The organism is Actinoplanes sp. SE50/110, assembly GCF_900119315.1.
GTDB lineage: Bacteria > Actinomycetota > Actinomycetes > Mycobacteriales > Micromonosporaceae > Actinoplanes.
On sequence record NZ_LT827010.1, the window covers coordinates 2,311,643 to 2,334,954 of the forward strand.

Consider the following 23,312-nt stretch of genomic DNA (forward strand, 5'->3'; position numbering starts at 1 on the left):
GACTCAGGCCGCCGGGGATCCGGTCGCCCGGCGGACCGGGGGACTCAGGCCGCCGGGGATCTGGTCGCCCAGCGGACCGCGGGGACCAGGGCCGCGCCGCTGATCGCGAAGATGGCGGCGGGCACCGCCCAGCCCCAGGGCGCGTGGTCGATGGCGGTCACCGTGATCAGGGCGGGCGCGAGCATGATGCCCGCGGAACTGCCGGCGTTGAAGACGCCCTGGTAGGCGCCGGCCGCGTGCTCCGCCGCCAGGTCGTAGCTGAGCAGCCAGCCGCCGGCCTGGGAGAGCACCTCGCCGGCCGTGCCGATGGTGACCGCCAGCACCAGCAGCAGGGTGGCCGGGACCGCGCCGAAGCCGTGGCTGCCCGCGATCAGCAGGCAGTAGACGGCGAGCAGCCAGCCGGCGCGGCGGCAGGCCCGGGCCGCCTGGGCCGGGTTCCGCGCGGCGCGGGTGGCCCGGACCTGGAAGATCACCACCAGCACGGTGTTGAGCAGCAGGATCGCGCCGACCACCGCGTGCGGGGCGGTGGTCTCCCGGACCACCCAGAGCGGGATGCCGACGGTGAGCACCGCGAACTGCATGCTGAGCAGCGCGTTCAGGGCGGTGACCAGCAGGTACGGCCGGTCGGTGAGCGCGTTGCGGCGGCTGGCGACGGCCGGACCGGCGGCGGTGCCCCGAACCGGCCGACGCTTGGCCGGGATGGCCGGCAGGATCGCGGCCACCACCAGGAAGGTGGCCGCGTTGCCCAGAATCAGGGCCAGGTAGGCGCCCCGGGTGTCGGCCTGCAGGGCGACCGCGGCCAGCGCGGCGCCGGCGCCGATCCCCACGTTGGTGACCGCGCGCAGATAGGCGCGGCCCGGCACCCGGGTCTCCGGCGGGAGAGTGTCGGCGTACAGCGTGTTGCGTACCGTGCCGGCCGCCCGGTCCAGCGCGGTCTCCGCGCAGACCACCGCGAGGAAGACGATGAACCCGTGCACCAGGGTGTACGCCGCCATGCCCACGGCCTGCAGGAGGCAGAGCAGCAACAGCACGCGGCGGCTGCCCCAGCGGTCCGCGGCCCGGCCGGCGGGGAGGCTCGCCGCGACCCCGCACGCGCCGGCGATGGTCAGACCCAGGCCGACCCGCGCGACGCTGAGGCCGGCGACCCGGGTGAAGTAGAGCGCGCTGGCGGTCATGAACATGCCGTTGCCGAGTGTGTTGACCAGGACCATCCCGGCGAGGCGGCGGACCACCGGATCGCGGGGGAGCAGGCTGGTGGCGGTTTCGGCCACTGTGGAACCCATGCCCCGATCCCACCGGTGACCGGGATCGGCGGATAATGATTTAGCGATGGGCTCAACCATGCGGTTCCGGATCGGCCTGGCCGACCTGGCGTCGGCCTCGCTGGCGTATTCGCCGTTGCAGGAGGCGGCGCTGAGCCTACGGATGTGGTCGCATCCCGGCTATTACGTCGAGCAGACCGGCTGGTTCCAGCGGATGCGCGCGGATTTCGACGCGCTGCCCGACCGGGATCTGCTGCGCGCGCTGGTCGCCTCCAACCGGTTCGTCCCGGACTTCCTCACCCCACGCCCGGCCACCACCCGCCCGGCCCTCGCCGACGAGCTGGCCCTGCTCCGGGCCACCCCGCCCGAGCTGGTCGGGCCGGACCTGGAGCGGACCTTCCGGCCGCACGACCGGGAGGTGCCACCCCTGCTGGCGGAGCTGGCCGCCGATCCGGAGGCGATGCTCGACCGGATCGCCCGTGCGCTGGCCGGGTACTGGGATCGCTGCCTCGCGCCGCGATGGTGGCCGCGGGCGCGGTCGGTGCTGGAGGCGGACCTGATCTACCGGGCCCGGATGCTCGCCGAGGGGGGCGCCGACGCGCTCTTCGCCGACCTGTCGCACCGGTTGTACTGGGAGGACGGCGTGCTGACGATCCGCTGGGACGGGCCACTGGAGATCGCCCGCGACCGGGTCGACGTGAACGGGCGCGGGCTGGTGCTGCTGCCCACCTGTTTCGCCCGGGGCGCGATCACCGCGATCGACCCGGACCTCCGGCCGGTGATCATCTATCGGGCCCGCGGCCTGGGCACGATGACCGAGAGCCTGCGGCCGCCGCCGGCGTTCCCGGCGCTGCGCCGGCTGCTCGGCGAGCCGCGGGCCCGCCTGCTGCTGATGCTCGACGAGCCGGCCTCGACCACCGAGCTGGCGCACCGGCTCGCCGTCACGCCGGGCGCGGTCAGTCAGCATCTGCGGGTTCTCTACGAGAGCCGGCTGGTCGACCGCGCCCGGCACGGGCGGGTGGTGCTCTACTTCCGCAGCGCGCTGGGTGACTCCCTGCGCGCCGGCACGGATCAGTGAACGGCGGCCTGGCTGTCGCGGGCGACCCGGACCAGTTCGATCAGCCCGCCGGCGTACTCCTGGGATTCGGCGTGCGCCTCGTCGAACGGCGGCTGGAAGCCGACCCCCTCCCACTGCTGGGTGGTGTCGTTCCAGCGGTCGTTGCCGACCTCGAAGTCCCACGCGTCGATGCCCAGCTCGTAGTAGAGCTCGTCGGCCGAGTTGCCGGCCGCGGAGTACAGCACGTCGGCGACCGGCCCGGTGTAGGCCGGCCAGGTCACCGTGCCCCGCGAAGCCGCGATCGCGCCCACGATGCGCCGGGCACTGTCCAGGAAGAACTTCGACTCGTCGATCGACGGGCGGGGCAGGGTGACCCGGCCGTCCGCCCGGTATGCCCCGGGCGGCCACATGAAGTAGCCGCCGTACGAGTGCACGTTCATCGCGAACCTGATGTTCGGGTGCGCCGTGGCCAGCGCGATCACGTTGCGGCTCTCCGCCTCGGACAGCTCACCGGTGCCGGAGTAGGTGCCGGACAGGCAGTTCGCGCTGCCGCCGACGTACCCGTCGAAGAACGAGCCGACCGTGTAGTTGCGGTTCACGTCGACACCCCAGGAGTCCCGGTACTTCGGGTCCCGGCTGGCGCCGGTGCAGTGGTCGACCAGGTTTTTGCGCTGGAAGTTGAAGTCGTTGAACGAGTAGTTCGCCCCGTCCGGGTTGACCGTCGGGATGATGAACACGTCCACGTTGTCGACCAGGTCGCGGGTGGCCGGGTCGGTGGCGTAGTTGGCCAGCAGCCGCTCGGCGAACTCCAGGGTGACCAGCGGGGTGGCCCACTCCCGGGCGTGTTCCTGGGAATACGCCAGCACCCCGATCTTCGAGCCGTCCCGCACCTTGCCGATCCGCAGGGCCTGCACGGTCCACGGCTTCTTCGACACCTCGGTGCCCTTGAGCCCGTCGTCGAGCCGGACCGGGGCGACCACCGGCATCGGCAGCCCGGCCGACCCGGTCTCGACGGTGGCCCGGAACCGCTGCGGGTACTTCGCGCTGATGACCGCGGCCACGTCGTCGGTGGTGCTGATCGTCTTGCCGGCGGCGTCGGTGGCCAGCCGCACGGTGAGCACCCGGTCGGCGTACGACGCGGCGAGCGGCCGGTTCGGCGCACCCGGGTCGACGGTGCGCACCTGGATCCCGTTCCCGCCCTGGTCACCGAACTTCACCGACTCGACGACCACGGCGGCCGCGGCGGGATCTCCGAGGTAGGCCACCGCCGTACGGCGATATCCCTGGGTCCTGTTCGGCAGATCGATGACGTCGACGAGCTTCGGGTACTGCCGGGCCAGTCGCTTGATCCGCGCCCGGATGTCGGTGGGCGTCATGTATGCCGCGACGAAGTCCTTCTGATACCCGGCCGGCGCGGGCGGCGGGGTGGCGCCGGGCCAGGTCGCCGGGGTGGCCGGGCGGGAGACGCCGCCGAGACTGGAACTCGCGGTGACCTTCACCGGTCTGCCGGGCAGCGGCTGCGGCAACGCGTAGTGGTACTGGTATTCGCCGGAGTCCTCGAACCGGATCAGCGGGTACGTGCCGGTCTTCCCGTCCGCGGTCGTCCAGGTCACGGTGATCTCGACGTCCGGATCGCCGGTGGCGGTGGTCGCCACCTGGGTCTGCAGGAACGTCTTCCCGCCGGTGGTCCACCAGTAGGCCTGCAGGAAATGCAGCGTGTCGGCGGCCGCCACGGCGATCCCGCGCGATGCGACGGCGCGGTGCGTCTCCTGCTGGATGAGCTGGACCGGCACCGCACCGCCGCGGGTCAGCGACGCCAGTTGCGCGGCGTCGACCACCACGTCGGCCAGGATGCCGCCGCGGTCGGACCGGGGGTGGGCGGCCAGGTCGGCGCCGGATGCGACCAGGCGGTCGAGGGCCGCCTGGCCGGTGAGCCGGAAGCGGATCAGGGCGTGCTGGCCGGCGTCGAGCGAGATCGCGGGCGCGGCCACGGTGGTGGCCGGTCGCGCCTGGGCCGGGAGCGGGGCGAGGGAGAGCCCCAGTAGTAGTGCGGCGGCGGTGGCCGCCCAACGGGCACGGGATGACATCAAGCCTCCTGGGCATCGACGGTCGTGAGATCACCCCATCTCTTCCATCGATCGATGTCAACGGGACGTGCTTGCCGGGATCAGCGTGGTCAGTAGCGGAACCGGCTGACCACGCTGTTGAGCTTGCCGGCCAGTGCGGAGAGGTGGTCAGCGGCGCGCCGGCTGGCCTGGGCGGCGTCGGCCGTGGTCGACGTCACCTGGGCGACCGCGGCGAAGCTGGTGCGCACGAGCCGGCTGTTCTCGGCGGCCTCGGTGATGGACCGGGTCATCTCGTTGGTCGTCGCCGACTGCTGCTCCACCGCCGCGGCGATCGTGTTGCTGTAGTCGTTGATCTGCCCGATGACCTGCTGTATCCGCTGTACCGCCACGCCGGCGGCCTCGCTGCTGGACTGGATGGCGGCGATCCGCCGGGTGATGTCCTCGGTCGCCCGGGCGGTCTCCTGGGCGAGGTCCTTGACCTCCGAGGCGACCACCGCGAAGCCCTTCCCGGCATCCCCGGCCCGGGCCGCCTCGATGGTGGCGTTCAGCGCCAGCAGGTTGGTCTGCTCGGCGATCGAGGTGATCAGCCGCACCACGTCGCTGATCTCCGTGCTGGACTGCCCCAGTTCACTGATCTGCCGGCTGGTGCTGCTCGCGATCTCCAGCGACTCGTTGGCGACCGCGGCGGCCTGCGCGGAGGTGCCGGCGATCTCCCGGATCGACGCGGTCATCTGCTCGGCGCCCGCCGCGACCGACTCGACGCTGGCGTTGATCAGGGAGGCCGATTCGGAGGCGGCGATCGCCTTGCCGGAAGCCTCGTCAGCGCCGCTGTTGAGGTCACCGCCCAGCTGGGCCAGCTGGTGCGCCGAGGTGGAGAGCTCGGTCACCGTGGCGGCCAGCTCGGCCATCATCGTCTGGACCGAGTCGACCGCGTGATCAAGATCGCGGCCCATCATCCCGAACTCGTCCCCGGTGGTCAGCCCGCTCGCCGAGGTGAGGTCACCACCTGCCAGGCTGGTGATTGCGGCCCGCAGCCGGCTCACCCGCCGGCTGGTCTGCCGGGTGATCAGCGTGGCAGCCGCGGCCATTCCGGCGAGCAGCGCGACGAGCCCCGCGACGATGGTCACCTGTGTCGTGCGCTTGGCCGAGGCCGCCGCCGCGGCGCGCACGCCGAGCAGGCTGCTCTCCTCGGTGCTCATCGCCTCGGCCACCGCCCGGATCTGGTCCATGACGGCTTTGCCCTTGTCGGTGAGCACCACCGTGCGGGCCGCCTCGAAGCCCTTGTCCCGGCGGAGCCCGATGGTCTCCTGCAACTCGGCGAGCTTCGCATCGACCAGCGGCGCGAGATCGTCGAGCCGTTTCTGTTGCTTCGGATTGTCCGCGGTGAGGCTGCGGAGTTGCTGCTGCTCGGTGCCCAGGTCGGTCAGTGCCTGCTGGTACGGAGCGAGGTAGGCGTCCTGCCCGGTGACCAGATAGCCGCGCTGCCCGGTCTCGGCGTCCTTGAGGCTGGACCGCAGCGCGTCGATCCGGTCGAGCACCTGATAGGTGTGCTCGACCTTGCCCGCGGTGTCCGTGAGCGTGTTCACGGAGCGGTAGACCACCACGGAGACCAGCCCGAACAGCACGCCGATGCTCGCGAAGATGAGGGCCAGTTTCCGGCCGATCGTCGCTGCCGGGCGCCCGCCGGGCGACGAGGACGTGGTGGCTGATGTCTCCGCCATGGCCCCTCCCTGACCGGCTCACACCGGAACTCGAGTCCTCCAGGATCCCTTATCGGCGCGGCGGCGGATCGTCTGAGCGGAACGGGCCGGCCCGCCTGGCCGCAGCGGAGGCGGGCCGGCCCGGTGGGATCAGCCGCGGACGTCCATCTCGTAGATGCGGGCCGCGGCGCTGCCGTCCTGCGTCGGGGTGATGACGTCGAGCCGGACGTAGCGGGCGTCGGCGTTGATCGTCGAGGTGGTGGAGTCGGCGGTGTTGCCGCGCACCGAGGCACGGACCGTCCAGGTGCTGCCGTCGGTGGAGGTGAGTACGTCGAAGTCCCGGGTGTTCCAGGCCGGGTACTCGCCGCCGGCGCCGGCGTGCCGGAGCACCACCGAGCCGATGTGGGTGGTGCCGCCCAGGTCGGTCTGCAGCCACCGGGAGGTGCTCTGCGAGCACCACTTGTCCGACCAGCCGCCGAGCCAGCTGCCGTTGAACGCCCGGTCCGGGCTTTCGGTGGCGGCGCACGACGAGTCCGCCGACGAGGCGCGGCGCAGCGCCAGGTCGGCCGGGGCGGAGGACTGCCCGTACACCTCGAATTCGTAGATCCGGGCGGCGGCGTCGCCGTTGTTGCTCGGGGTGGTGACGGCCAGCCGGACGTAGCGCGCCGCACGCGCCGGGAACGGCAGGTAGCTGCGGCTGTTCCGGGCCCCGGCGACGGTCACCACGGTGGTCCAGGTGGCGTTGTCGGTGCTGGTCTGGATCGTGTAGTCGGCGGTGTTCCAGCCGGTCGTCTCGCCACCGAGGCCGGCGTGCTTGAGCACCACCGAGGACACGTTCTGCGCCGAGCCGAGGTCGACGGTCAGCGTTTTCGGCGTGCCGCCGGTGCACCACTTGCTGTTGTTCCGGAGCAGCCCGTCGACCGCCTTGGCCGCGGTCTCGCTGCTGCCGCACTCGGCCGAGCCGCTAATCACCGGCTTGCCGGCGGCGAGGTTCGCACCCAGGTCGGGTTCGGCGATCGGCGGGGTGGCGCCGTCACCGAAACTCGGCGGCGTGTCACCGCTGCCGGTGCCCCAGGCGGAGGGCGACGACCCCATCGAGTACGTCACGCTGCCACCGGAGGCGAGATCGGCGTACCGCAGATAGTTGTGTGTCGTTGCCTTTCCGTTGACCGACAGGGACTGGACGTACGGACTGGTCGCGCTGCCGCCGGAGATGGTCAGGTCGCCGGTGGAGCGCCGGATCAGCACGCTCGGGAAGATGCCGCCGTGCACCGCCAGGGTGTCCGCGCCGGGGGTGACCGGGTACAGGCCGAGCGCCGACCACACGTACCACGCCGAGGTGGCGCCCAGGTCGTCGTTGCCGGGCAGGCCGCCGGCGCCGGTGGTGAACGACTCGCTCATCACCCGCCGCACCGCGTCACTGGCGCCGGACGGTTTGCCGGCGAAGTGGTAGGCCCACGGCACGCCGTGCTCCGGCTCGTTGCCGACGTAGAAGTAGGGCAGTGACAGTCCGCCGTTGAGCTGGGTGAAGTGGTGGTCGAGCCGCTGGATCGCGGTGCTCTTGCCGCCCATCAGGGTGATCAGGCCGCCCAGGTTGTGCGGCACCATCCAGGTGTACTGCGCGGCGTTGCCCTCGGTGTACGGCGACTCGGTGGCCGGGTTCAGCGGCCACGGGAACCCGCCGGAGCGGTTGTGGATGTACGACGACTCGCCGTTGAACAGCGACCGCCAGTACTGCGAGTGCGTGGCGTAGGTGTTGTAGGTGGCGGTGTCGCCCAGCGCGAGGGCGAACCGGCTGATCGCGAAGTCGCTCGACGCGTACTCCAGGGTCTCCGACGGGTTGCCGGCGATGTAGTGCTGGCTCTCGTACGTGCCCTCGTTGCCGCGCAGCACGTAGCCCTGCGTCGAGCCGCCGGTCGCGCTCTTCTTCATCAGGGTCAGCGCCGCCGCGGTGTCGAAGCCGCGCACCCCGAACTGGTACGCCTCGTCCACGACGATCGGTCCCGGGTCGCCGGGCATCACGAAGTCCTCGATGCTCTGCTGCGACCACTTGGGCAGCAGGCCGCCCTGCTGGCCGTCGAGCACCATCGACTTGACGATGTCGGTCATCACCTCGGGGGCGACCATCGCGACCAGCGCGGCCCACGAGCGGTAGATGTCCCAGCCCGAGTAGTTCTGGTAGATCGGGAACGACGAGGTGTGCACCGCGTTGTCGAAGCCCATGTACTGCCCGTTGGTGTCGCTGGCCACGTTCGGGTTGCTGAACACGTGGTACAGCGCGGTGTAGAACTTCTGCAGGTCGGTGGCGCCGCCAGCGGTCACCTGCACCCGGTTCAGCGCGCTGTTCCAGGCCGCGTTCGCGGCCGCCTTGACCGTGTCGAACGAGGCGGCCTCGGCGGTCGCGTTGTTCTGCGCGTTGGCCACGCTGACGAACGAGATCCCGACGGTCGCGTTGACCACGGCGTTCGACGACGTGTCGAAGGTGACGTAGGCGCCGGTCTGCGTGCCGCTCGCGGTGGCCGAGCCGGCCGAGACGGTGCCGCCGCTGAAGGTGCCGAAGCCGGTCGGTGTCCGATCAAAAAGGATCGAATAATAGATCTTGTACGTACGACCCCCGCAGAACCCACCCGCGGTGTGCTCGCCCCAGACCCGGTTGCCGCTGATGCTCACATTGCCGGCCCGGTCGCCGGTCGCCGAGCGGCTGTCGTTGATCAGGACCTGGGCCGTGGTGGTCGCCGGATAGGTCAGGCGCAGTGCCCCGGTGCGGGTGGTCGCGCTCAGCTCGGCGGTCACGCCGTACTTGTCCAGCTTGTTCTTGTAGTAACCGGGCGAAGCGGTCTCGTTGGCCTTGGTGTAGCCGCTGGCGTACGACGTCCAGGCGTTGCCCGGCGAGGAGCCGAGGGCGCCGGTGACCGGCAGGATCGGCAGGTCCTCGTTGTTCGGGCAGCCGGCCCCGTTGAAGTGGGTGAGGCTGAACGACTCGATCGTCCGGTCCCGGTCCCGGTAACCCGACGGCGAGGCGGTCGGGGTGTCCGGGCTGAACTGGGTCATCCCGAACGGCACGATCGCGCCCGGGAAGGTGCTGCCGCCGGCGCCGCCGCCGACCGGGTTGGGGGAGTTGGAGTCGTCGGTGCCGATCAGCGGGTTGACGTACGAGGTGAGGTCGGCGTCGGCGGCCTGGGCGGGACTTGCGGGTGTCGCGAACGCGGCGGCGACGAGGACGGTCGCCACGGCCAGGGTACGGAGCATTGAGCTGTCCCTTCGCGGGTTCCATGGGAGGATGACAACGTTGTCAGTAAAGATTGATAAAAGTCAATCCACCGTCGGTTCCGGAACCGGACGCGGGAGATACTCGGGGCATGCCCGCCGACGAGACGCCCGCGCGCCCGCCGACCCTCAACCAGGTGGCCGCCCGGGCCGGGGTGAGCCTCAAGACCGCGTCCCGGGCGCTCAACGGCGAGCCCTACGTCTCGCGGGCCACCGAACGCCGGGTCCGGCAGGCCGCCGACGAGCTCGGCTACCGCCTCAACGGCCTGGCCCGCGAGCTGCGCACCGGTGGCACCTCGGCGCTGGTCGGCCTGATCAGCGGCGACCTGGCCAACCCGTTCTACTCCGCGGTCGCCAGCGGCGCCGAACGCGAGCTGCGCCGGCACGGCCTGCTGCTGATCACCGTCAACAACGACGAGGACGGCGACCTGGAGAGCAGCCAGGTCCAGGCCCTGGTGGAACGCCGGGTCCGGGCGCTGCTGGTGATCCCCAGCGGCGGCGGCATCGACGCGCACAACGTCCCACTGGTCTTCCTCGATCGCCCGCCGCCGGCCGGCCGGGCCGCCGACAGCGTCCTGATCGACAACGACGGCGGCGCCCGCACCGCGGCCGCCCACCTGCTGGCCGGCGGCCACCGCCGGATCGCCCTGGTCGCCGACCTCGCCCGGACCGCCTCCCAGCAGGCCCGGATCACCGGCTTCACGGCGGCGATGCGGGCGGCCGGCAACGTGGACTGGGAGCCGTACGTGCGCACCGACGTCCACGACGCGGCCACCGCCGGCCGGGTGGTCACCGAGCTGCTCGCCCTGCCGTTCCCGCCGACCGCCCTGTTCACCACCAACAACCGGGTCACCATCGGCGCGCTGCGCGCCCTGCGCGACCACCCGGTCCGGCCGGCCCTGGTCGGCTTCGACGACTTCGAGCTGGCCGACGTGGTCGGGGTGACGGTGGTCGCCCACGACACGGTGGAGATGGGCCGGGCCGCGGCCCGCCTGGCCTACGACCGGATCGGCGGCTACACCGGCCCACCCCGCACCGTCATCATCCCGACCCGGCTGATCCCGCGCGGCTCCGCCGAACGACCTGCGGGCAGGCTCTTGCCCGGCGGGCCGCCGTCATAGATGATCTTAACCGCGCATCCGGAGATCACTGTCGATTACGAACCGACCGCCGCCGAAGTCGATGCCGCGCTGCGGGGCAACAGCGAGCGCACGCGACGCCAGTTCCTCCTCAGCGTCGTGCTGCTGCTGGCCGCCGGGCTGGGCCTGATCGCGCTGGGCACGACCGGATCGGGCGCGTTGTTTGTGGTGCTCGGTGTGGTCTCGCTGCTCGCCGGCCTGTTCTGCGTGCTGCTGGTCGCCGGCATCAAGCAGGTGCGGCAGCGGATGGCCGCCCGGCTGTGCGTGCCCACCACGGTCACCCTCGGCGCCGAACGGTACAGCTACCAGATGGCCAGTGGCCCGGGCGAGACCCGGTGGGAGTTCACCACCGTGGCGATCTCGGCCGCCTGCTGGACGCTGGCCGCCGCCAACCGGATCGTCCTGGTCATCCCGAAGCGGGCATTGACCGAGGTCCAGCAGGCCGAGTTCGGCGCCTTCCTGGCCGGACGCGACCCGAAGCTGGTCAAGACGGTCTGACCGGCAGGCGGTGCAGGGTCACTTCGGTGAGCCGGCCGGCGGTGACCGTCGCGGTCAGGTAGGTGCAGTGCGGCTGGCGGCGGCGGTCCGTCGGGGAGCCCGGGTTGAGCAGGCGCAGCCCGCCCGGCGCGGTGCTGTCCCACGGGATGTGCGAGTGACCGAAGACCAGGACGTCGGTGTCCGGGAACCGGGCCGCGCAGCGGACCTCCCGGCCGGTGGCCGGTCCGGTCTCGTGCACCACGGCCAGCCGCAGGCCGGCCAGCTCGGCGCGGGCCACCTCGGGCAGCCGGGCCCGCAGCGCCGGGCCGTCGTTGTTGCCGTGACAGGCGAGCAGTCGGGCCGAGCGCGCCTCCAGCGCGTCGAGCAGGCCGGCGTCGACCCAGTCGCCGGCGTGCACCACGACATCGGCCGCGCCGACCGCCGCCCACAGGGCGGCCGGCAGGTCGCGCGCCCGTTTCGGCACGTGGGTGTCGGCCATCAGGACCATCCGCATCGGCCGAGCCTAACCGGGTATGCCGCACCCATGGCACGAGTGAGCACCGCGGCGACCGCCGCATCCAGCCAGGTGAACGGGCCGGACGGGAGCCGGGCGCCGGCCGGGGAGGTGCACGCCTGGCTGCCCGGCACCAATCAGACGCTGTGCGGGCTGGCGCTGAGCCGGACCCGCCTGGTCCGGTTCCCGCACCAGCGGTTCGACTACCGGGCCAGCGACGTGACCGGGGCGGGGGACGACATCGGCTTCATCTGCCCGAAGTGTGTGGCCGCGACCACCCCGCGCGATCAGCGGGACGGCCGCGGCTGGAAGCGGGTCGCCCCACGCCCGTGACACGGGACGGCCGCGACGGGAAGCGCGCCGCCCCATGCCCGCTGACGGGCGGGTCAGTCGCGCATGACGGTGAGCAGGCCGGCCAGCCGGGCGGGGTCGACCGGCGCCAGGTTCAGCACCACGTCGACCGGTTCGCGCACCGCCGACGGGACCTCGGTGGCGGTGTGATCGATGGTCTCGTCCGCGCCGCGCACCGGGCCGGCGGCGATCACGTGCGCATGGGCGTTCTTGGCCAGCTGCACCGCGTAACCGCCCACCGCGCCGCCCGCGCCGTTGATCAGCACCCGCTGGCCGGCGGTGAGCTCTGCGTGGTCGAACAGCGCCTGCCAGGCGGTCAGGCCGACGATCGGCAGGGCCGCGGCATCGGCCAGCGGGATGCTTACCGACGCCGGCGAGAGGACGCCGGCCGGGGCCACCACGAAAACGCCTCCCGCCGCGCGCGCAGGAAGTCGGCCAGCAGAGAGCGATCCATCCCGGCGATTCTAGATCGCGGGTCAGACCCGCTCGGTGACCAGCCGGTGCACCTCGTCGAGCAGGGTCTGCCGCTCGAACGGCTTGCGGATCAGCGGCGCGTCGGTCGGCAGTTCCTGGCCGCCGGGCGCCGGTCCGCTGGTGTAGCCCGACATGAACAGCACCGGCAGCCCGGGCCGGTCCCGGCGCAGCTCGGCGGCGAGCTGGGTGCCCGACATGCCGGGCATGATCACGTCGCTGAGCAGGACGTCGAAGGCGAGCGCCTCGTCCCGGCACATGCGCAGCGCCTCGGCCGGATGCGGGGCCGCGAAGACCTGGTAGCCGGCCTTGACCAGCAGCCGGCAGACGATGTCACGGACCATCTCCTCGTCCTCGACCACCAGGATCCGCCGCCCGTCACCGGCCGCGTCCTCCGCGGCCGGGGCGGCCGGGGTCACCCCGGCGGCGTCCTCGGTACCGGCCGGCAGCCGGACCCGCAGCGTGGTGCCGCGGCCCGGCTCCGACTCCAGGGTGATCGTCCCGCCCGCGTCGGTGACCACCCCGTACGCCGTGGCCAGCCCCAGCCCGGTGCCGCTGCCCCGGCCCTTGGTGGTGAAGAACGGCTCGAAGGCCCGGGCCAGCACCTCGGGTGTCATCCCGCAGCCGGTGTCGGTCACCGCCAGGCACACCTGGTCGTCGCCGGCGCCGCCGTGCTCACGCCCGGTGCTGATCGTCAGCCGGCCGCCGGCCGGCATCGCGGCCCGCGCGTTGAGCACCGCGTTCATCACCACCTGCTCCAGCTTGCTGCGGTCCATCACCACCGGCGGCAGGTCCGCGACCAGTTCGGTGCCCAGTTCGATGTCCTCGCCCAGGGTCCGGCCGAGCAGCCGCAGCATGTCGGAGGCGACCGCGTTCAGGTCGAGCAGCTCGGAGCGGGACGGCTCGGACCGACTGAACAGCAGCAGCTGGCGGGTCAGCGCGGCGCCCCGGGCCGCGGCCTGCTTGATCCCGTTCGCGTCCGGCTTGCTGGGGTGCTCGTCACCCAGCTCGTCGATCATCATGTCGGCGTAGCCGGAGATCACCGCGAGGATGTTGTTGAAGTCGTGGGCGATGCCCCCGGCCAGCTGGCCCAGCGAGTCGAGCCGCTCCGACTGGCGCAGCTGGCGTTCCAGCTCGGCGCGTTCCCGTTCGGCGGCCATCCGCTCGGTGACGTCGCGCAGGATCCCCTCGACCGCCACCAGTGCACCGCCCGGCGCGGTGACGGCTCCGGCCCGCTGCTCGATCCAGACCACCTCCCCGTCGCGGCGCCGCAGCCGGAAACTGGTCGTCCCGGAGCGGGGCATCCGCCAGGACCGCTCGAACACCGGCCGGTCCTCCGGCTCGATCCGGTTCTCGATCAGCTCCGGGTCGGCGTAGAAGTCCTCGGCGGTGAACCCGGTGATCTGCTCGACCGCCCGGCTCAGGTACTCCATCGCCGGCTCCGGGGCCAGCCGGTAGCGGAAGATGATGTCCTGGGCGTGCTCGGCGAGCAGCCGGAACCGCTCCTCGCTGTCGCGCAGCGCGGCCTCGGCCCGACTGCGCTCGGTGATGTCGGTCGAGATCCCGGCCACCGCGTACGGCGTGCCGTCCCCGTTGATCAGCGGAAACTTGACCGTCAGATAGATGCGTTCGCCCTCGTCCCCGGGCACCCGCTCCTCCATCTGCACCGGCACGCCGCCGGCCAGCGCCTGCAGGTCGTTGTCCCGGAACGCGTCGGCGGTCGCCGGCGGGAACAGGTCGTGGTCGGTGAGCCCCACGATGTCCTCGCGGCGCAGCCCGAACAGCCGCTCGTACTCCCGGTTGACCAGCATGTAGCGGCCGTCGGCGTTGCGCATGTAGATCACCGACGAGGTGTGGTCGATCAGCGCCATCAGCTGATCACGACCGGGCAGCTCGCGGGTGCCCTGACGTACCCCGTCGTCCGTTCCGCTCATCCGGTCAGCTCCAGTACGACCGGCGCGGCCGCTCCCCGGTCGGACCGTACCGCCGGATCGGCGCCCGGATCCCGGTTTTCCGGAATCAGCACGGGGCGCAGCGCGGCGAGGGTGTGCCGCTGCCGGGCCCGGGTCAGGCGCTCCAGGTAGGTTTCGGTCATCCCGGTGGTGCCGGCCCGGTTCGACACCAGGTGCTGGTCGCCCAGGCCCGCGGCGTCCCGCTGCCGCTGTGGCTTGAACAGGAACTTCTTGCTCAGCATCAGGTGCGCGCCGGAGACCTGGGCGTGCATGGTGAGCAGCCGGTGCCAGTCGATCAGCGCCGGGTGGTGGGCCACCAGCCGGCGCAGGTCACCCTCGTCGGACAGGCGCAGATCGGCTTCGTCCACGCCCACCTCGGCGAGCACCCGGCACGGCAGCGGGCAGTCCGACATCAGATTCCCGATTTCCGTACGTTCCTGGTCGAGCAGCGCCGGGAAGAGGCGACGGGCCTGCCGGTCGTACTCCGGTTCGTCGATGCCGAGCAGGAAGTCGCGTTTGAGCGCCTCCGGGTCGAGCGCGCCGCTCGGCGGGATGTCGCCCGGCGTCCAGTGCGCGGCGAACTGCCGGAACACGTCCATGAACGCGTCGGCCGCCATCGTCTCCTCGGCCGGCCGGGACGCGAAGTCACGGAACAGCCGGCGCAGCTCGGCCAGCAGCACGGTGGCCTCCCGGACCCGGTGCCGGGCCTTCTCACAGATCAGGCTGGCGTGCTCGGCGGTGAGCGGCTCCAGCGCGCAGTTGACCGCCAGCTCGATCGCCTCGCCCTGCTTGACCAGCAGGAAGAAGCGTTCCTCCCCGGCCGTGCCGGTGTAGCTGCGGATCCGCCCGTCGTCGAAGACACCGGGCAGTTCGGCGACCACCTCGCCGTGCAGCCGCACCCGGACCGTGCCGACGTTCCACCGGACCAGCGACGCGTAGCTGTCCCGGTCGTAGTGGCCGGTGCCGGTGTGCTGGGCGAGCCCGGCGAAGTAGCGGCGAAAAGGGATCCGCTCCTCACCCGCCGTCAACACGTCGAAGGCCCGTTCCGGATGTTCGGTGCCGCCCGGAGTGTGCTCCTGGTAGTGGCGGGCCACCGACGCCCCGGCGAAGCCCAGATGCACCACGAGCCGCTGCGCCTGCACCGGGGTCAGCTGGGTCGGGTCCGGCAGGCCGGGCAGCACGTGCTCGCACAACTCGGTGACCAGGAGCTCGGGCGGCGCGTGTTGGTTCAGGATCGCTTCGTTCAGCCGGGGCAGTTCGTGCAGCACCCAGTCACCGACCTGTTCCGGAAGCATCCGGACCCTCACCTCCGCGGACGTCTCACCCCTTTTCTCATCGGCTCGCCACCGGCGGGCGTTAAGTGAGGGTAGTCACGCGGAGTGGCGCCTATCGCGGGATCGGCGATCCGGTGCCGGACAGCCCGGCGTGGCGGTCGCGAGGACAGACCGCCACGAACGGGGCACTGCTCAGAGGGCGACGAACTTCAGGCCACGGGCCTTGAGCGCCGGGATCACCACGCTCAGCGACTGGAAGGTCTGCGAGCGGTCGCCTCCACCGTCGTGGCAGAGCAGAATCTGACCCGGGTGGGCGGCCAGCAGCTTCTTCTCGATGGTCGGGACCCCCGGCATCGTCCAGTCCCGCGGGTCGACGCTCCAGTCCAGCGGTAGCAGGCCGGCCATCGCCACGTCGTGCAGCAGCTGCGGGGACCAGTCGCCGCCCGGCGACCGGAACAGCTTCGGGGTGTACCCGGTGGTCCGGTTGATCTTGAGTTGGGCCTGCTCGATCTCTTTGCGGGCCACCCGGCTCGGCTTCTCGCCCAGCTTGGTGGGGTGGCTCCAGGTGTGGTTGGCGAGCTGGTGGCCGGCCGTGGTGACCATCTTCGCCACCTCCTCGTGGCCGAGCACCTGGTTGCCGATCATGCAGAACATCGCCGGGACCTGGTACTGGTCCAGCAGCTTCAGGATCTTCGGGGTCCAGACCGGGTGCGGGCCGTCGTCGATGGTCAGCGCGATCGCGTCGCTGGGGAACGGGGCCGCGCCGGAGGCCTTCGCGTACTCGGCGAGGGTGGAGATCGGCTTGCGCTGGACCGGGAGCGGGGTCGGTTTGACCGGGGCGCTCTCCGGCTCCCGGGGCCGGGTGCGGGCGGAGGACTGGGCCGGGATGGGCTTGCCGGCCTCCGGGGTGGAGTCGCCGGTGGCGGCGTGGATGGCGGTGGCGGCGAGGGCGGCGCCGGCGGCGCCGGTGAGGCCGACAATCAGCCGGCGTCGGGTCAGCAGCGGAGTTCTCGCCGGTGCGGCGGCAGGCGCCGACGCGGGGCCGCTCGGGGGGAGCGCGATGGTGTGGTCGGCGGCGGGAGCGGCGGCCGTGGGGAGCGCGACCGTCCGGTCGGCGGCGGGCGCCGGCGTCGGGGGGAGCGCGATGGTGCGGTCGGCGGCCGGGGTCGGGGTCGGCCGGGGCGGGGGGAGCGCGATGGTGCGGTCGGCGGCCGGGGCGGGGGTCGGCCGGGTCGCGGGGAGCGCGATGATCCGGTCCGCGGCCGGGAGGGCGACCGTGTTCTCCTCCGGCGGCTGCGCGGCGGCGCCCGCCGGCATCACCGTCGTGGCCTCCTCCGCGGTGTCCGCCCTGCTCGACGCCGGGATGACCGTTATCGCCTCGTCATCGGTGCCCGTGGGGGAAAGGACCGTGGTGGCCTCGTCCGCGGACCCGGCGGTTCCCACGGCCTTGACAGGGGCGGTGACCTTCGCGGTTTCCGTCGCCTTGCCCGCCGCGGCGGCCGCACCTGCTGCGGCGGCCTTGCCGACCGGGGCGGCCTTGCCGGCCTCGGCGGGCTCGCTCAGGACCGCGGTCTTCTCGTCGTCCACCGGCGTGCTGCCGGAAAACGCGACGGTCGCCTCATCCGCCCCGTCCGAAATTTCGGATTTATCGGCTTTCGTCAACGAGGCCTCGGCCGCCGCCCCCGGCAACGCGACGGTCGCCTCCTCAGGCTGGTCGGATCGATCGCCGCCGGGTGTCGCCACCGTGGGCTCGTCGGACATCACTACCTCCGCATCAGCCGAACGCGAGCCGAATGTCCGCAGTGCCGTTCACCGCACTGCTCGGCCCGCCAGCGGGCGAGGCTAGCACTCCCGGTCAATTTCCACCGAAAGGATGACATTTATCGATCATCGCTGATCCATCGGCGCCGGATCGCCGCCAGTTCCGCCCCGGTCACGAACGACGGATTGGAGCCCTGCGGCTGCCGCAGCACCTCCAGCCCGGCCAGCACCGGATCCCCGCGCAGCTCGTCCCGGCGCAGCCGCCGCCCCGGCTCGGCGATGACCAGGTCGAGCGGCACCCACCAGCCGGCCTCCGGCCCGCCCCGGCGTGCCGGCCCGCGCAGCCGTCCCCAGCCCCAGATCCCATACGGCAGGTCACGCCGCCGGCTGCCGCTGGCCCAGAAGAGCACCGGCTGCCCGGCCCGCATCAGGTCCAGCCGGTATCCGGGCCGGACGCACCACCGCTCGACCCGGGGCTCGCGGGCGAACCGGCCGGCCAGGTCGGCCGTGTCGGCGTTGCCCTTGAGCAGCCAGGCGCCCAGGTTCTCGGTGGTCACGCTGCGGGTCATGGTCCGGTCCCCGACCATACCCCGGTACCGGCGGAGGTCACGCGTCGTCGGGGCAGCGTTCCTGGGTGGTGGACGGCGCCGGGAACATGTCGATCAGGCTCGAGTGCTCGACCGGCAGCGCCGTGTCGATCTCCGGCGGCCGCTGCGGCACCGGGGCCGCCAGGTGGATCCGGAACCAGTCCGCGGCCTGCACGGTGACCTGCCGTAGGGCTTGCGTGCCGCTGAAGAACCGGTCGGCGCCCGGGATCACGCACATGTCGGCGTGCGAGCGGGCGGCCTGACGGGATTCCTCGTTGAGCAGGCGCAGCCGCTGATCGCGTTCGCCGACGATGAACAGGGCGGGCGCCATCAGCTGGGCCAGTGCCCCGCCGGCCAGGTCGACCCGGCCGCCGCGGGTGACCACGGTCTGCACGTCGCCGGGCCGGGCGGCGGCGGCGACCAGCGCGGCGGCGGCGTTGACGCCCGCTCCGAAAAGACCGATCGGGAGGTACGTCGTGACGGGCTGGGCGCGGAGCCAGCGGAGGGTGCCGATCACCCGGTCGGCGACCAGGTCGACGTCGAAGCGGCGGGTGTCGTCCCCCCGCTCCGGCGCGGTCAGCGGCTCGATCAGCAGGGTCGCCAGGCTCACCTCGTGCAGCGCCGCGGCGACCGCCCGGTCCCGCGGGCCGTTCTGGGTGAACAGCACCATGCCCGCGGCGTCCGGCGGAACGGTGAGGTCCCCGTCGAGCAGCGTCCCGGCCGCATGAATCCGCATGGACGCTGTCGTACCCCACCGTGCCGCCGGTGAACCACGGTCACCCCTCGACGCGGTGTGCCGCCCAGAACGAGGTCAGATCGGTGGAGCCGGCTGCGGCCTGGGCCGCCGCCTTGAAGTCGGCCACGGTGGAGATCCCGTACCAGTGCGCCGCGGCGTACGACCTGAGCAGGTTGGTCATCGCCGTGCTGCCGATCAGCCGGCGCAGGTCGTGCAGCGTGCACTTGCCGTACCCGTAGACCACGGTGCTGTATCGGCTGGAGTGCGCGTCCCAGTACGCCATCGAGTTCGTCACCTTCTCGGCCGACGACTGCCAGGTGATGCCGCAGCCCGACCCGGTCTTGTTGAAGTACAGGTCGGTGGCGTAGTCGGTGAAGCCCTCGTCGAGCCACGGCGTGGTGTACTCGTCGTCGCCGACGATGCCGTAGAACCACTGGTGCGCCAGCTCGTGCGCGAGCGCCGTGGTGCTGACCAGGTCGAGCACGAAGCCGGGATACTCCATCCCGCCGAACCAGAACCCGTTGTCGAGGACGACGTCGGCCTCCCCGTACGGGTACGCGCCGAACCGCGCGGCGTGCGCGTCGAGCGCCGCGGTCGCGGTGTTCAGCATCGAGGTGGCGCTGCCCGCACCGATCGAACCCACCCGGTAGACGTTGACCTTGACCCCGGCCGCCGTCGTGCCGGACGTCTTCGCGAACGGCCCGGCCGCCCAGGCGAACTCGCGCACCTGCCTGCCGACCGCCGTGGTCACCGTCCGCCCGCTGCCGCCGGCGACGTCGGTGGACGTCCCGGTCGCCGGCACCACGATCGAGCTGGGGTGGTCGAGCTTCACCGTGTAGTCACTGGCCAGGGCATAGAACGATTCGCCGTTGTCGGTGTACGGGTCGAGATGCCACCCGGCCGCGTCGCGCACCGCCAGCACCGGCAGCGCGTTGCCGATGAAGTAGTAGCTGCCGTCGTGCCCGAACCGGTCCACCCCGGAGGTCACCACGATCGACAGGTCGAACCCGATGCTGCCGCTCGCCCCCTGGGCCAGCGGCGCCGGGAGCGTGATCTTCATGGCGGTGCACCCGACGGTCAGCGCCGACGCCGTCCCGCCGGTCACGTTGCTCACCGTGATCGGCGTCGACGGGCAGCTGCCGTGGTAGTTGTCCCACAGTCGCAGATAGACCTCGGTCAGCGGCGTCGGCGATGCGTTGCTGAAGGTCACACTCTCGTGCCCGGTCCAGGTGCCGCCGGTGCCGTTGCTGGTCAGATCGACCGTGTACGCCGGGGTGGCCGGCGTCCGGGTGGTGTCGGCCGCGAGTGCCGAGGTGGTCGCCAGCGCCGGGGTGGCCGGCACGGCGAGGCTTGCGCCGAGCAGCAGCCCGGTCGCCAATCTGCGTCCCATCATTCGACGAGCATGAATGTCGCCGGCACCCCGGACAACGGGGAAAACCCTTGTCCCCGGGTCGGTGCCGCCCCGCCGCACGACGTCGTGGGTGGAACCGGTGGGGCGCACTGCGGCGGTAAGTGCGACGCGGGCGCAAGGGCTCGTTCAGCTGGTGCTGGTCTGGCTGGTGGCCCGGCCACCGATCGGGAGATCCTGGCCGAGTTGCGGCCGCCGCCGTACCGGTCGTCGGGCGAGCGGTACCGCGGCTGGCTGAAGATCCACTTCTGATTTCCCCCAGGATAAATAGATCTTGGACCTCGGGCGCCTCTTTGTTGCATGGAGGTGAAATAGAGGTGTCGTGAGTGGACGGAGCCAGTAATGAACGTCACTTGCCTAATTTTCAGATCGTCACGTTTCCGCTGCTCAGTGCGCGAATTGGCGAAGTCGGAAGCTTTCTCTTTGGCGCGTGCGACCGGCTGGGTAAATTCAAGCAGTCCGATCGGGTAGAGCGTTAACAAATTGACATGGGTCAACAATGTTGTCATGTCGACCGACCGAGGAGATTGCACCGTGACCGAGATTGATACTTCGCTGGCCGCGGATTACGTCGTGGTGGGCGCCGGGTCCGCCGGATGCGTGGTCACCGAGCGGCTCAGTGCGTCCGGCGAGCACACCGTGGTGGTCCTCGAGGCGGGCGCCACCGATCCGCGTTCGATCCCGGAGCTGCGCATCCCGATGCTGTTCCCGCGGACCTTCGGCAGTGAGGTGGACTGGGGTTTCACCACCGTGCCGCAGGCCGGGCTGGACGGCCGGGTGATCCCGTACCCGCGCGGCAAGGGGCTCGGCGGATCGGCCTCGATCAACGCGCAGCTGTGGACGATCGGGCACCGCGCCGACTACGACGGCTGGGCCGAGCAGGGCTACCCGGGCTGGGGCTACGCCGACGTGCTGCCGTACTTCGAGCGGGCGGTCGCCGAGCGGCTGCCGCTGGCCGGCATCCGGTACCCGAGCCCGGTGACCGCCGACTTTCTCAGCGCCGCCGCGCTGGCCGGGCACGCCCCGGCCGGCGAGCAGCAGGAGGGGACGCTGCTGGCCCGGGCGAACCATGTCGACGGGCTGCGGCACAGCTCCGCCGAGGGCTATCTGGACCGGTGCGCCGAGCGGGACAACGTGCGCGTGGTGACCGGTGGTCGGGTGCGCCGGCTGATCTTCGACGGGACCACCGCGACCGGCGTCGAGGTGGAGATCGACGGCGAGATCCGGCAGGTCCGGGCGAACCGCGAGGTGCTGCTGGCGGCCGGCGCGGTCGGCACCCCGCACCTGCTGATGCTCTCCGGGGTCGGCCCGGCGGGGCACCTGGCCGAGCACGGCATCCCGGTGGTGGTCGACGCGCCCGCGGTCGGCCGCAACCTGGCCGACCACCTGCTCGTCCCGCTCGCGTTCGCGGGCCGCGGCTTCGAGTCGCCCGGGGTGTCGGCCGGCCCCGAACAGATGCGCGCCTACCTGCGGGACCGGACCGGCCCGCTGAACTCGATCGTCTCCGAGGCGCTGACCTTCCTGCGCACCGATCCGGACCTGCCCGGGCCGGACATCGAGGTGGTCTTCCTGGTGCTGCCGTACGGGGAGCACAAGACGAGCGCCGAGCACGGCTTCGCGCTCGGGGTCATCCTGCTGCGGCCGGAGAGCACCGGGTCGATCACGCTGCGCTCGGCCGACCCGTCCGACGCCCCGCTGATCGACCCGGGCTACCTGAGTGACCGCGCCGACCTGGACACCGTGGTGGCCGGGGTCCGCGCCGCGCAGCGGATCCTGGAGCAGCCGGTGCTGAGCCGCTGGCGGGGTGAGCCGCTCACCGACGGCGCGCTCTCCACCGACCGGGCGCAGATCGAGCGGTACGTCCGGGCCACCGGCCTGAGCATCTTCCATCCGGTCAGCACATGCCGGATGGGGCCGGGCGACGACTCGCCGGTCGATCTGTCGTTCCGCGTTCGAGGCGTGCGGGGGCTGCGCGTGGTGGACGCCGCGGCGATGCCCAGCATCGTCCGGGCGCACACCCAGGCGCCGGTCACCATGCTCGCGGAACGCGCGAGTGAGGTCATCATCAGCGGCCGTTGACTCGTCGGGGCACCGCTGGAAACGACACGGGGATGCGAATGGTGTACGGGGACGACAGTGTGCGATCGCCGCAGGAGACCCGGGTCTCCGCATTCGTCGACGAGATGTTCGGTGATCTGGGCCGGGCCGATCAGCGCCGGTGGGCGCGAATCTATCTCCGGGGAATGCTCACCGCACGCGGCAAGAAAACCGTTCAGGAAATAGCCCGCTCGGTCGGCGCGGAATCTTTCGTCGCGCGCGGCCTGCGCCAGTTCATCAATTTCAGCCCGTGGGACTGGGGCGGTCCGCGGCGCCGGCTCGCCGAGATGCTCTGGGACGCCGCGCCCGGGCAGGCGCTCACCGTCGCGGTGTCGGCGATCCCGAAACGCGGCTCGCAGAGCGTCGGGGTGCAGCGCCGGTTCGTCGTGGCGGCCGGCCGCACGGTCAACTGCCAGCTGGTGGTGAGCCTGTTCCTGGCCACCGGGCGGCAGCTGGTGCCGGTGGACTGGGAGCTGGTGCTCGGCCCGGAGTGGGGCGCCGACCGGGCCCGGCGGGCCCGGGCCCGGATCCCGGACTCGGTCGAGGCGCGACCGGTGTGGCGGCACGTGCTCGACGTCGTGCGGCGATCGGCCCGGTTCCGCGCCGGGCTGCCGCTGGTGGCCGACCTGAGCGAGCTGGACGAGGTGTGGCCGCTGGTGGTGGCGCTGGCCGGACGCCGGGAGCTGGTCATCGCGGTGTCCCCGGGCCAGCGCATCCCGGCGTGCCGGGCGGGCCGGCCGGGGGACGGGACCTCGCCGACGGTAGGCGAGTTGCTGCAGGCCGCGGCGGCCGGTCGGGCCCGGCACAGCGTCACCGTGCCGGACCCGGACGGCACGCCGCGGACGGTGGCGGTGCAGTCGGTGGCGCTGCGTGGCGGCCGGGGCGCCGACCTGTGGCTGCTGGGCGAGTGGTCGCCGGAATCCCGCCGGTTCACCCGGTACTGGCTGACCAACCGGGCCGACCGGCCGGGCACCACGCTGGAGCTGGGCCGGTACGCCGACCGGACCGCCGGGACACTGGCCGAACTGCGCCGGGATTTCGGCGTGCTGGATTACGAGGGACGCTCGTTCCCCGGCTGGCATCACCACATGACGATGGTGTCCGCGGCGTACACCTTGCAATTGATTGATGTCTGCTCGGCCGTTCTGCAGGCCGCCGGGGCAGTTTTTCCCGGAACGATTTGACGAAGTCGC

At 72.0% G+C, this 23,312-nt stretch carries 18 protein-coding genes; 6 read left to right on the forward strand and 12 right to left on the reverse strand.

What is annotated here, in order from left to right; genetic code table 11:
• Positions 1 to 44: 44 nt before the first annotated feature.
• Entirely contained in the window at positions 45 to 1,283 is a 1,239-nt protein-coding gene (locus tag ACSP50_RS10345) for an MFS transporter (RefSeq protein ID WP_014689126.1), read from the reverse strand.
• A gap of 46 nt (positions 1,284 to 1,329) precedes the next feature.
• On the opposite strand from ACSP50_RS10345, the gene ACSP50_RS10350 reads away from it, so the two are divergent.
• Entirely contained in the window at positions 1,330 to 2,340 is a 1,011-nt protein-coding gene (locus ACSP50_RS10350; RefSeq protein ID WP_099344030.1) for an ArsR family transcriptional regulator, read from the forward strand.
• Here the strand turns inward: ACSP50_RS10350 and ACSP50_RS10355 are convergent.
• The 3 genes from ACSP50_RS10355 to ACSP50_RS10365 all read right to left on the reverse strand — a co-directional run bounded on the left by ACSP50_RS10355 (position 2,334) and on the right by ACSP50_RS10365 (position 9,334).
• Positions 2,334 to 4,406: a M14 family zinc carboxypeptidase gene (locus ACSP50_RS10355; RefSeq protein ID WP_014689128.1), complete on the reverse strand. Its 2,073-nt coding sequence runs from the start codon at positions 4,404 to 4,406 to the stop codon at positions 2,334 to 2,336. The two genes, ACSP50_RS10350 and ACSP50_RS10355, sit on opposite strands and share 7 nt — an antisense overlap.
• An 89-nt stretch (positions 4,407 to 4,495) precedes the next feature.
• A complete protein-coding gene (locus ACSP50_RS10360) occupies positions 4,496 to 6,106 on the reverse strand; it encodes a methyl-accepting chemotaxis protein (protein ID WP_014689129.1) in 1,611 nt (536 codons plus the stop codon).
• A 129-nt stretch (positions 6,107 to 6,235) separates the two neighbouring features.
• On the reverse strand, positions 6,236 to 9,334 hold the full coding sequence (locus tag ACSP50_RS10365) for a GH92 family glycosyl hydrolase (RefSeq protein ID WP_014689130.1): 3,099 nt from the start codon (positions 9,332 to 9,334) through the stop codon (positions 6,236 to 6,238).
• Positions 9,335 to 9,444: 110 nt separating this feature from the next.
• Here ACSP50_RS10365 and ACSP50_RS10370 point away from each other — a divergent pair, with 110 nt between their 5' ends.
• Positions 9,445 to 10,473, forward strand: coding sequence for a LacI family DNA-binding transcriptional regulator (locus tag ACSP50_RS10370; protein WP_014689131.1), 1,029 nt, complete (start codon positions 9,445 to 9,447; stop codon positions 10,471 to 10,473).
• Complete coding sequence (locus ACSP50_RS10375) at positions 10,474 to 10,989, forward strand: hypothetical protein (protein ID WP_014689132.1); 516 nt, start codon at positions 10,474 to 10,476, stop codon at positions 10,987 to 10,989. It begins immediately after the preceding gene.
• Here the strand turns inward: ACSP50_RS10375 and ACSP50_RS10380 are convergent.
• The gene (locus tag ACSP50_RS10380; RefSeq protein WP_014689133.1) at positions 10,976 to 11,482 is read right to left on the reverse strand and encodes a metallophosphoesterase; all 507 of its coding nucleotides are present in this window, start codon (positions 11,480 to 11,482) and stop codon (positions 10,976 to 10,978) included. The genes ACSP50_RS10375 and ACSP50_RS10380 overlap by 14 nt on opposite strands.
• Before the next feature lie 30 nt (positions 11,483 to 11,512).
• Between ACSP50_RS10380 and ACSP50_RS10385 the strand changes: the two genes are divergently transcribed.
• Positions 11,513 to 11,815 carry a hypothetical protein gene (locus tag ACSP50_RS10385; protein WP_014689134.1) on the forward strand — a complete coding sequence of 101 codons (303 nt, stop codon included), beginning with the start codon at positions 11,513 to 11,515 and terminating at the stop codon, positions 11,813 to 11,815.
• Between the two features lie 53 nt (positions 11,816 to 11,868).
• On the opposite strand, the gene ACSP50_RS10390 is transcribed toward ACSP50_RS10385, so the two are convergent.
• The 7 genes from ACSP50_RS10390 to ACSP50_RS10420 form a co-directional block, all read right to left on the reverse strand.
• Positions 11,869 to 12,234, reverse strand: coding sequence for a Cinnamyl alcohol dehydrogenase 2 (locus ACSP50_RS10390; protein ID WP_014689135.1), 366 nt, complete (start codon positions 12,232 to 12,234; stop codon positions 11,869 to 11,871).
• Between the two features lie 75 nt (positions 12,235 to 12,309).
• On the reverse strand, positions 12,310 to 14,238 hold the full coding sequence (locus ACSP50_RS10395) for a PAS domain-containing sensor histidine kinase (RefSeq protein WP_014689136.1): 1,929 nt from the start codon (positions 14,236 to 14,238) through the stop codon (positions 12,310 to 12,312).
• Complete coding sequence (locus ACSP50_RS10400; RefSeq protein ID WP_014689137.1) at positions 14,235 to 15,551, reverse strand: hypothetical protein; 1,317 nt, start codon at positions 15,549 to 15,551, stop codon at positions 14,235 to 14,237. The genes ACSP50_RS10395 and ACSP50_RS10400 overlap by 4 nt, the downstream gene beginning before the upstream one ends.
• Positions 15,552 to 15,722: 171 nt before the next feature.
• Positions 15,723 to 17,291 (reverse strand): polysaccharide deacetylase family protein, encoded by a 1,569-nt coding sequence (locus ACSP50_RS10405; RefSeq protein WP_014689138.1) that lies wholly within the window; start codon positions 17,289 to 17,291, stop codon positions 15,723 to 15,725.
• Positions 17,292 to 17,410: 119 nt separating this feature from the next.
• Positions 17,411 to 17,860 carry a hypothetical protein gene (locus ACSP50_RS10410; RefSeq protein ID WP_014689139.1) on the reverse strand — a complete coding sequence of 150 codons (450 nt, stop codon included), beginning with the start codon at positions 17,858 to 17,860 and terminating at the stop codon, positions 17,411 to 17,413.
• A 37-nt stretch (positions 17,861 to 17,897) separates the two neighbouring features.
• Positions 17,898 to 18,614 carry a dienelactone hydrolase gene (locus ACSP50_RS10415; RefSeq protein WP_014689140.1) on the reverse strand — a complete coding sequence of 239 codons (717 nt, stop codon included), beginning with the start codon at positions 18,612 to 18,614 and terminating at the stop codon, positions 17,898 to 17,900.
• Positions 18,615 to 18,654: 40 nt separating this feature from the next.
• On the reverse strand, positions 18,655 to 20,007 hold the full coding sequence (locus ACSP50_RS10420) for a M1 family metallopeptidase (protein ID WP_099343730.1): 1,353 nt from the start codon (positions 20,005 to 20,007) through the stop codon (positions 18,655 to 18,657).
• Between the two features lie 549 nt (positions 20,008 to 20,556).
• Between ACSP50_RS10420 and ACSP50_RS10425 the strand changes: the two genes are divergently transcribed.
• Positions 20,557 to 22,101 carry a GMC family oxidoreductase gene (locus ACSP50_RS10425; RefSeq protein WP_014689142.1) on the forward strand — a complete coding sequence of 515 codons (1,545 nt, stop codon included), beginning with the start codon at positions 20,557 to 20,559 and terminating at the stop codon, positions 22,099 to 22,101.
• A 32-nt stretch (positions 22,102 to 22,133) separates the two neighbouring features.
• Positions 22,134 to 23,303 carry a transposase gene (locus ACSP50_RS10430; protein WP_080127769.1) on the forward strand — a complete coding sequence of 390 codons (1,170 nt, stop codon included), beginning with the start codon at positions 22,134 to 22,136 and terminating at the stop codon, positions 23,301 to 23,303.
• Positions 23,304 to 23,312 lie beyond the last annotated feature (9 nt).

Coding starts and splice junctions, on each gene's coding strand:
- ACSP50_RS10345 (WP_014689126.1), bottom strand. CDS start 1,283: ATGGGTTCCACAGTGGCCGAAACCGCCACCAGCCTGCTCCCCCGCGAT.
- ACSP50_RS10350 (WP_099344030.1), top strand. CDS start 1,330: ATGGGCTCAACCATGCGGTTCCGGATCGGCCTGGCCGACCTGGCGTCG.
- ACSP50_RS10355 (WP_014689128.1), bottom strand. CDS start 4,406: ATGTCATCCCGTGCCCGTTGGGCGGCCACCGCCGCCGCACTACTACTG.
- ACSP50_RS10360 (WP_014689129.1), bottom strand. CDS start 6,106: ATGGCGGAGACATCAGCCACCACGTCCTCGTCGCCCGGCGGGCGCCCG.
- ACSP50_RS10365 (WP_014689130.1), bottom strand. CDS start 9,334: ATGCTCCGTACCCTGGCCGTGGCGACCGTCCTCGTCGCCGCCGCGTTC.
- ACSP50_RS10370 (WP_014689131.1), top strand. CDS start 9,445: ATGCCCGCCGACGAGACGCCCGCGCGCCCGCCGACCCTCAACCAGGTG.
- ACSP50_RS10375 (WP_014689132.1), top strand. CDS start 10,474: ATGATCTTAACCGCGCATCCGGAGATCACTGTCGATTACGAACCGACC.
- ACSP50_RS10380 (WP_014689133.1), bottom strand. CDS start 11,482: ATGCGGATGGTCCTGATGGCCGACACCCACGTGCCGAAACGGGCGCGC.
- ACSP50_RS10385 (WP_014689134.1), top strand. CDS start 11,513: ATGGCACGAGTGAGCACCGCGGCGACCGCCGCATCCAGCCAGGTGAAC.
- ACSP50_RS10395 (WP_014689136.1), bottom strand. CDS start 14,238: ATGAGCGGAACGGACGACGGGGTACGTCAGGGCACCCGCGAGCTGCCC.
- ACSP50_RS10400 (WP_014689137.1), bottom strand. CDS start 15,551: ATGCTTCCGGAACAGGTCGGTGACTGGGTGCTGCACGAACTGCCCCGG.
- ACSP50_RS10405 (WP_014689138.1), bottom strand. CDS start 17,291: ATGTCCGACGAGCCCACGGTGGCGACACCCGGCGGCGATCGATCCGAC.
- ACSP50_RS10410 (WP_014689139.1), bottom strand. CDS start 17,860: ATGACCCGCAGCGTGACCACCGAGAACCTGGGCGCCTGGCTGCTCAAG.
- ACSP50_RS10415 (WP_014689140.1), bottom strand. CDS start 18,614: ATGCGGATTCATGCGGCCGGGACGCTGCTCGACGGGGACCTCACCGTT.
- ACSP50_RS10420 (WP_099343730.1), bottom strand. CDS start 20,007: ATGATGGGACGCAGATTGGCGACCGGGCTGCTGCTCGGCGCAAGCCTC.
- ACSP50_RS10430 (WP_080127769.1), top strand. CDS start 22,134: ATGCGAATGGTGTACGGGGACGACAGTGTGCGATCGCCGCAGGAGACC.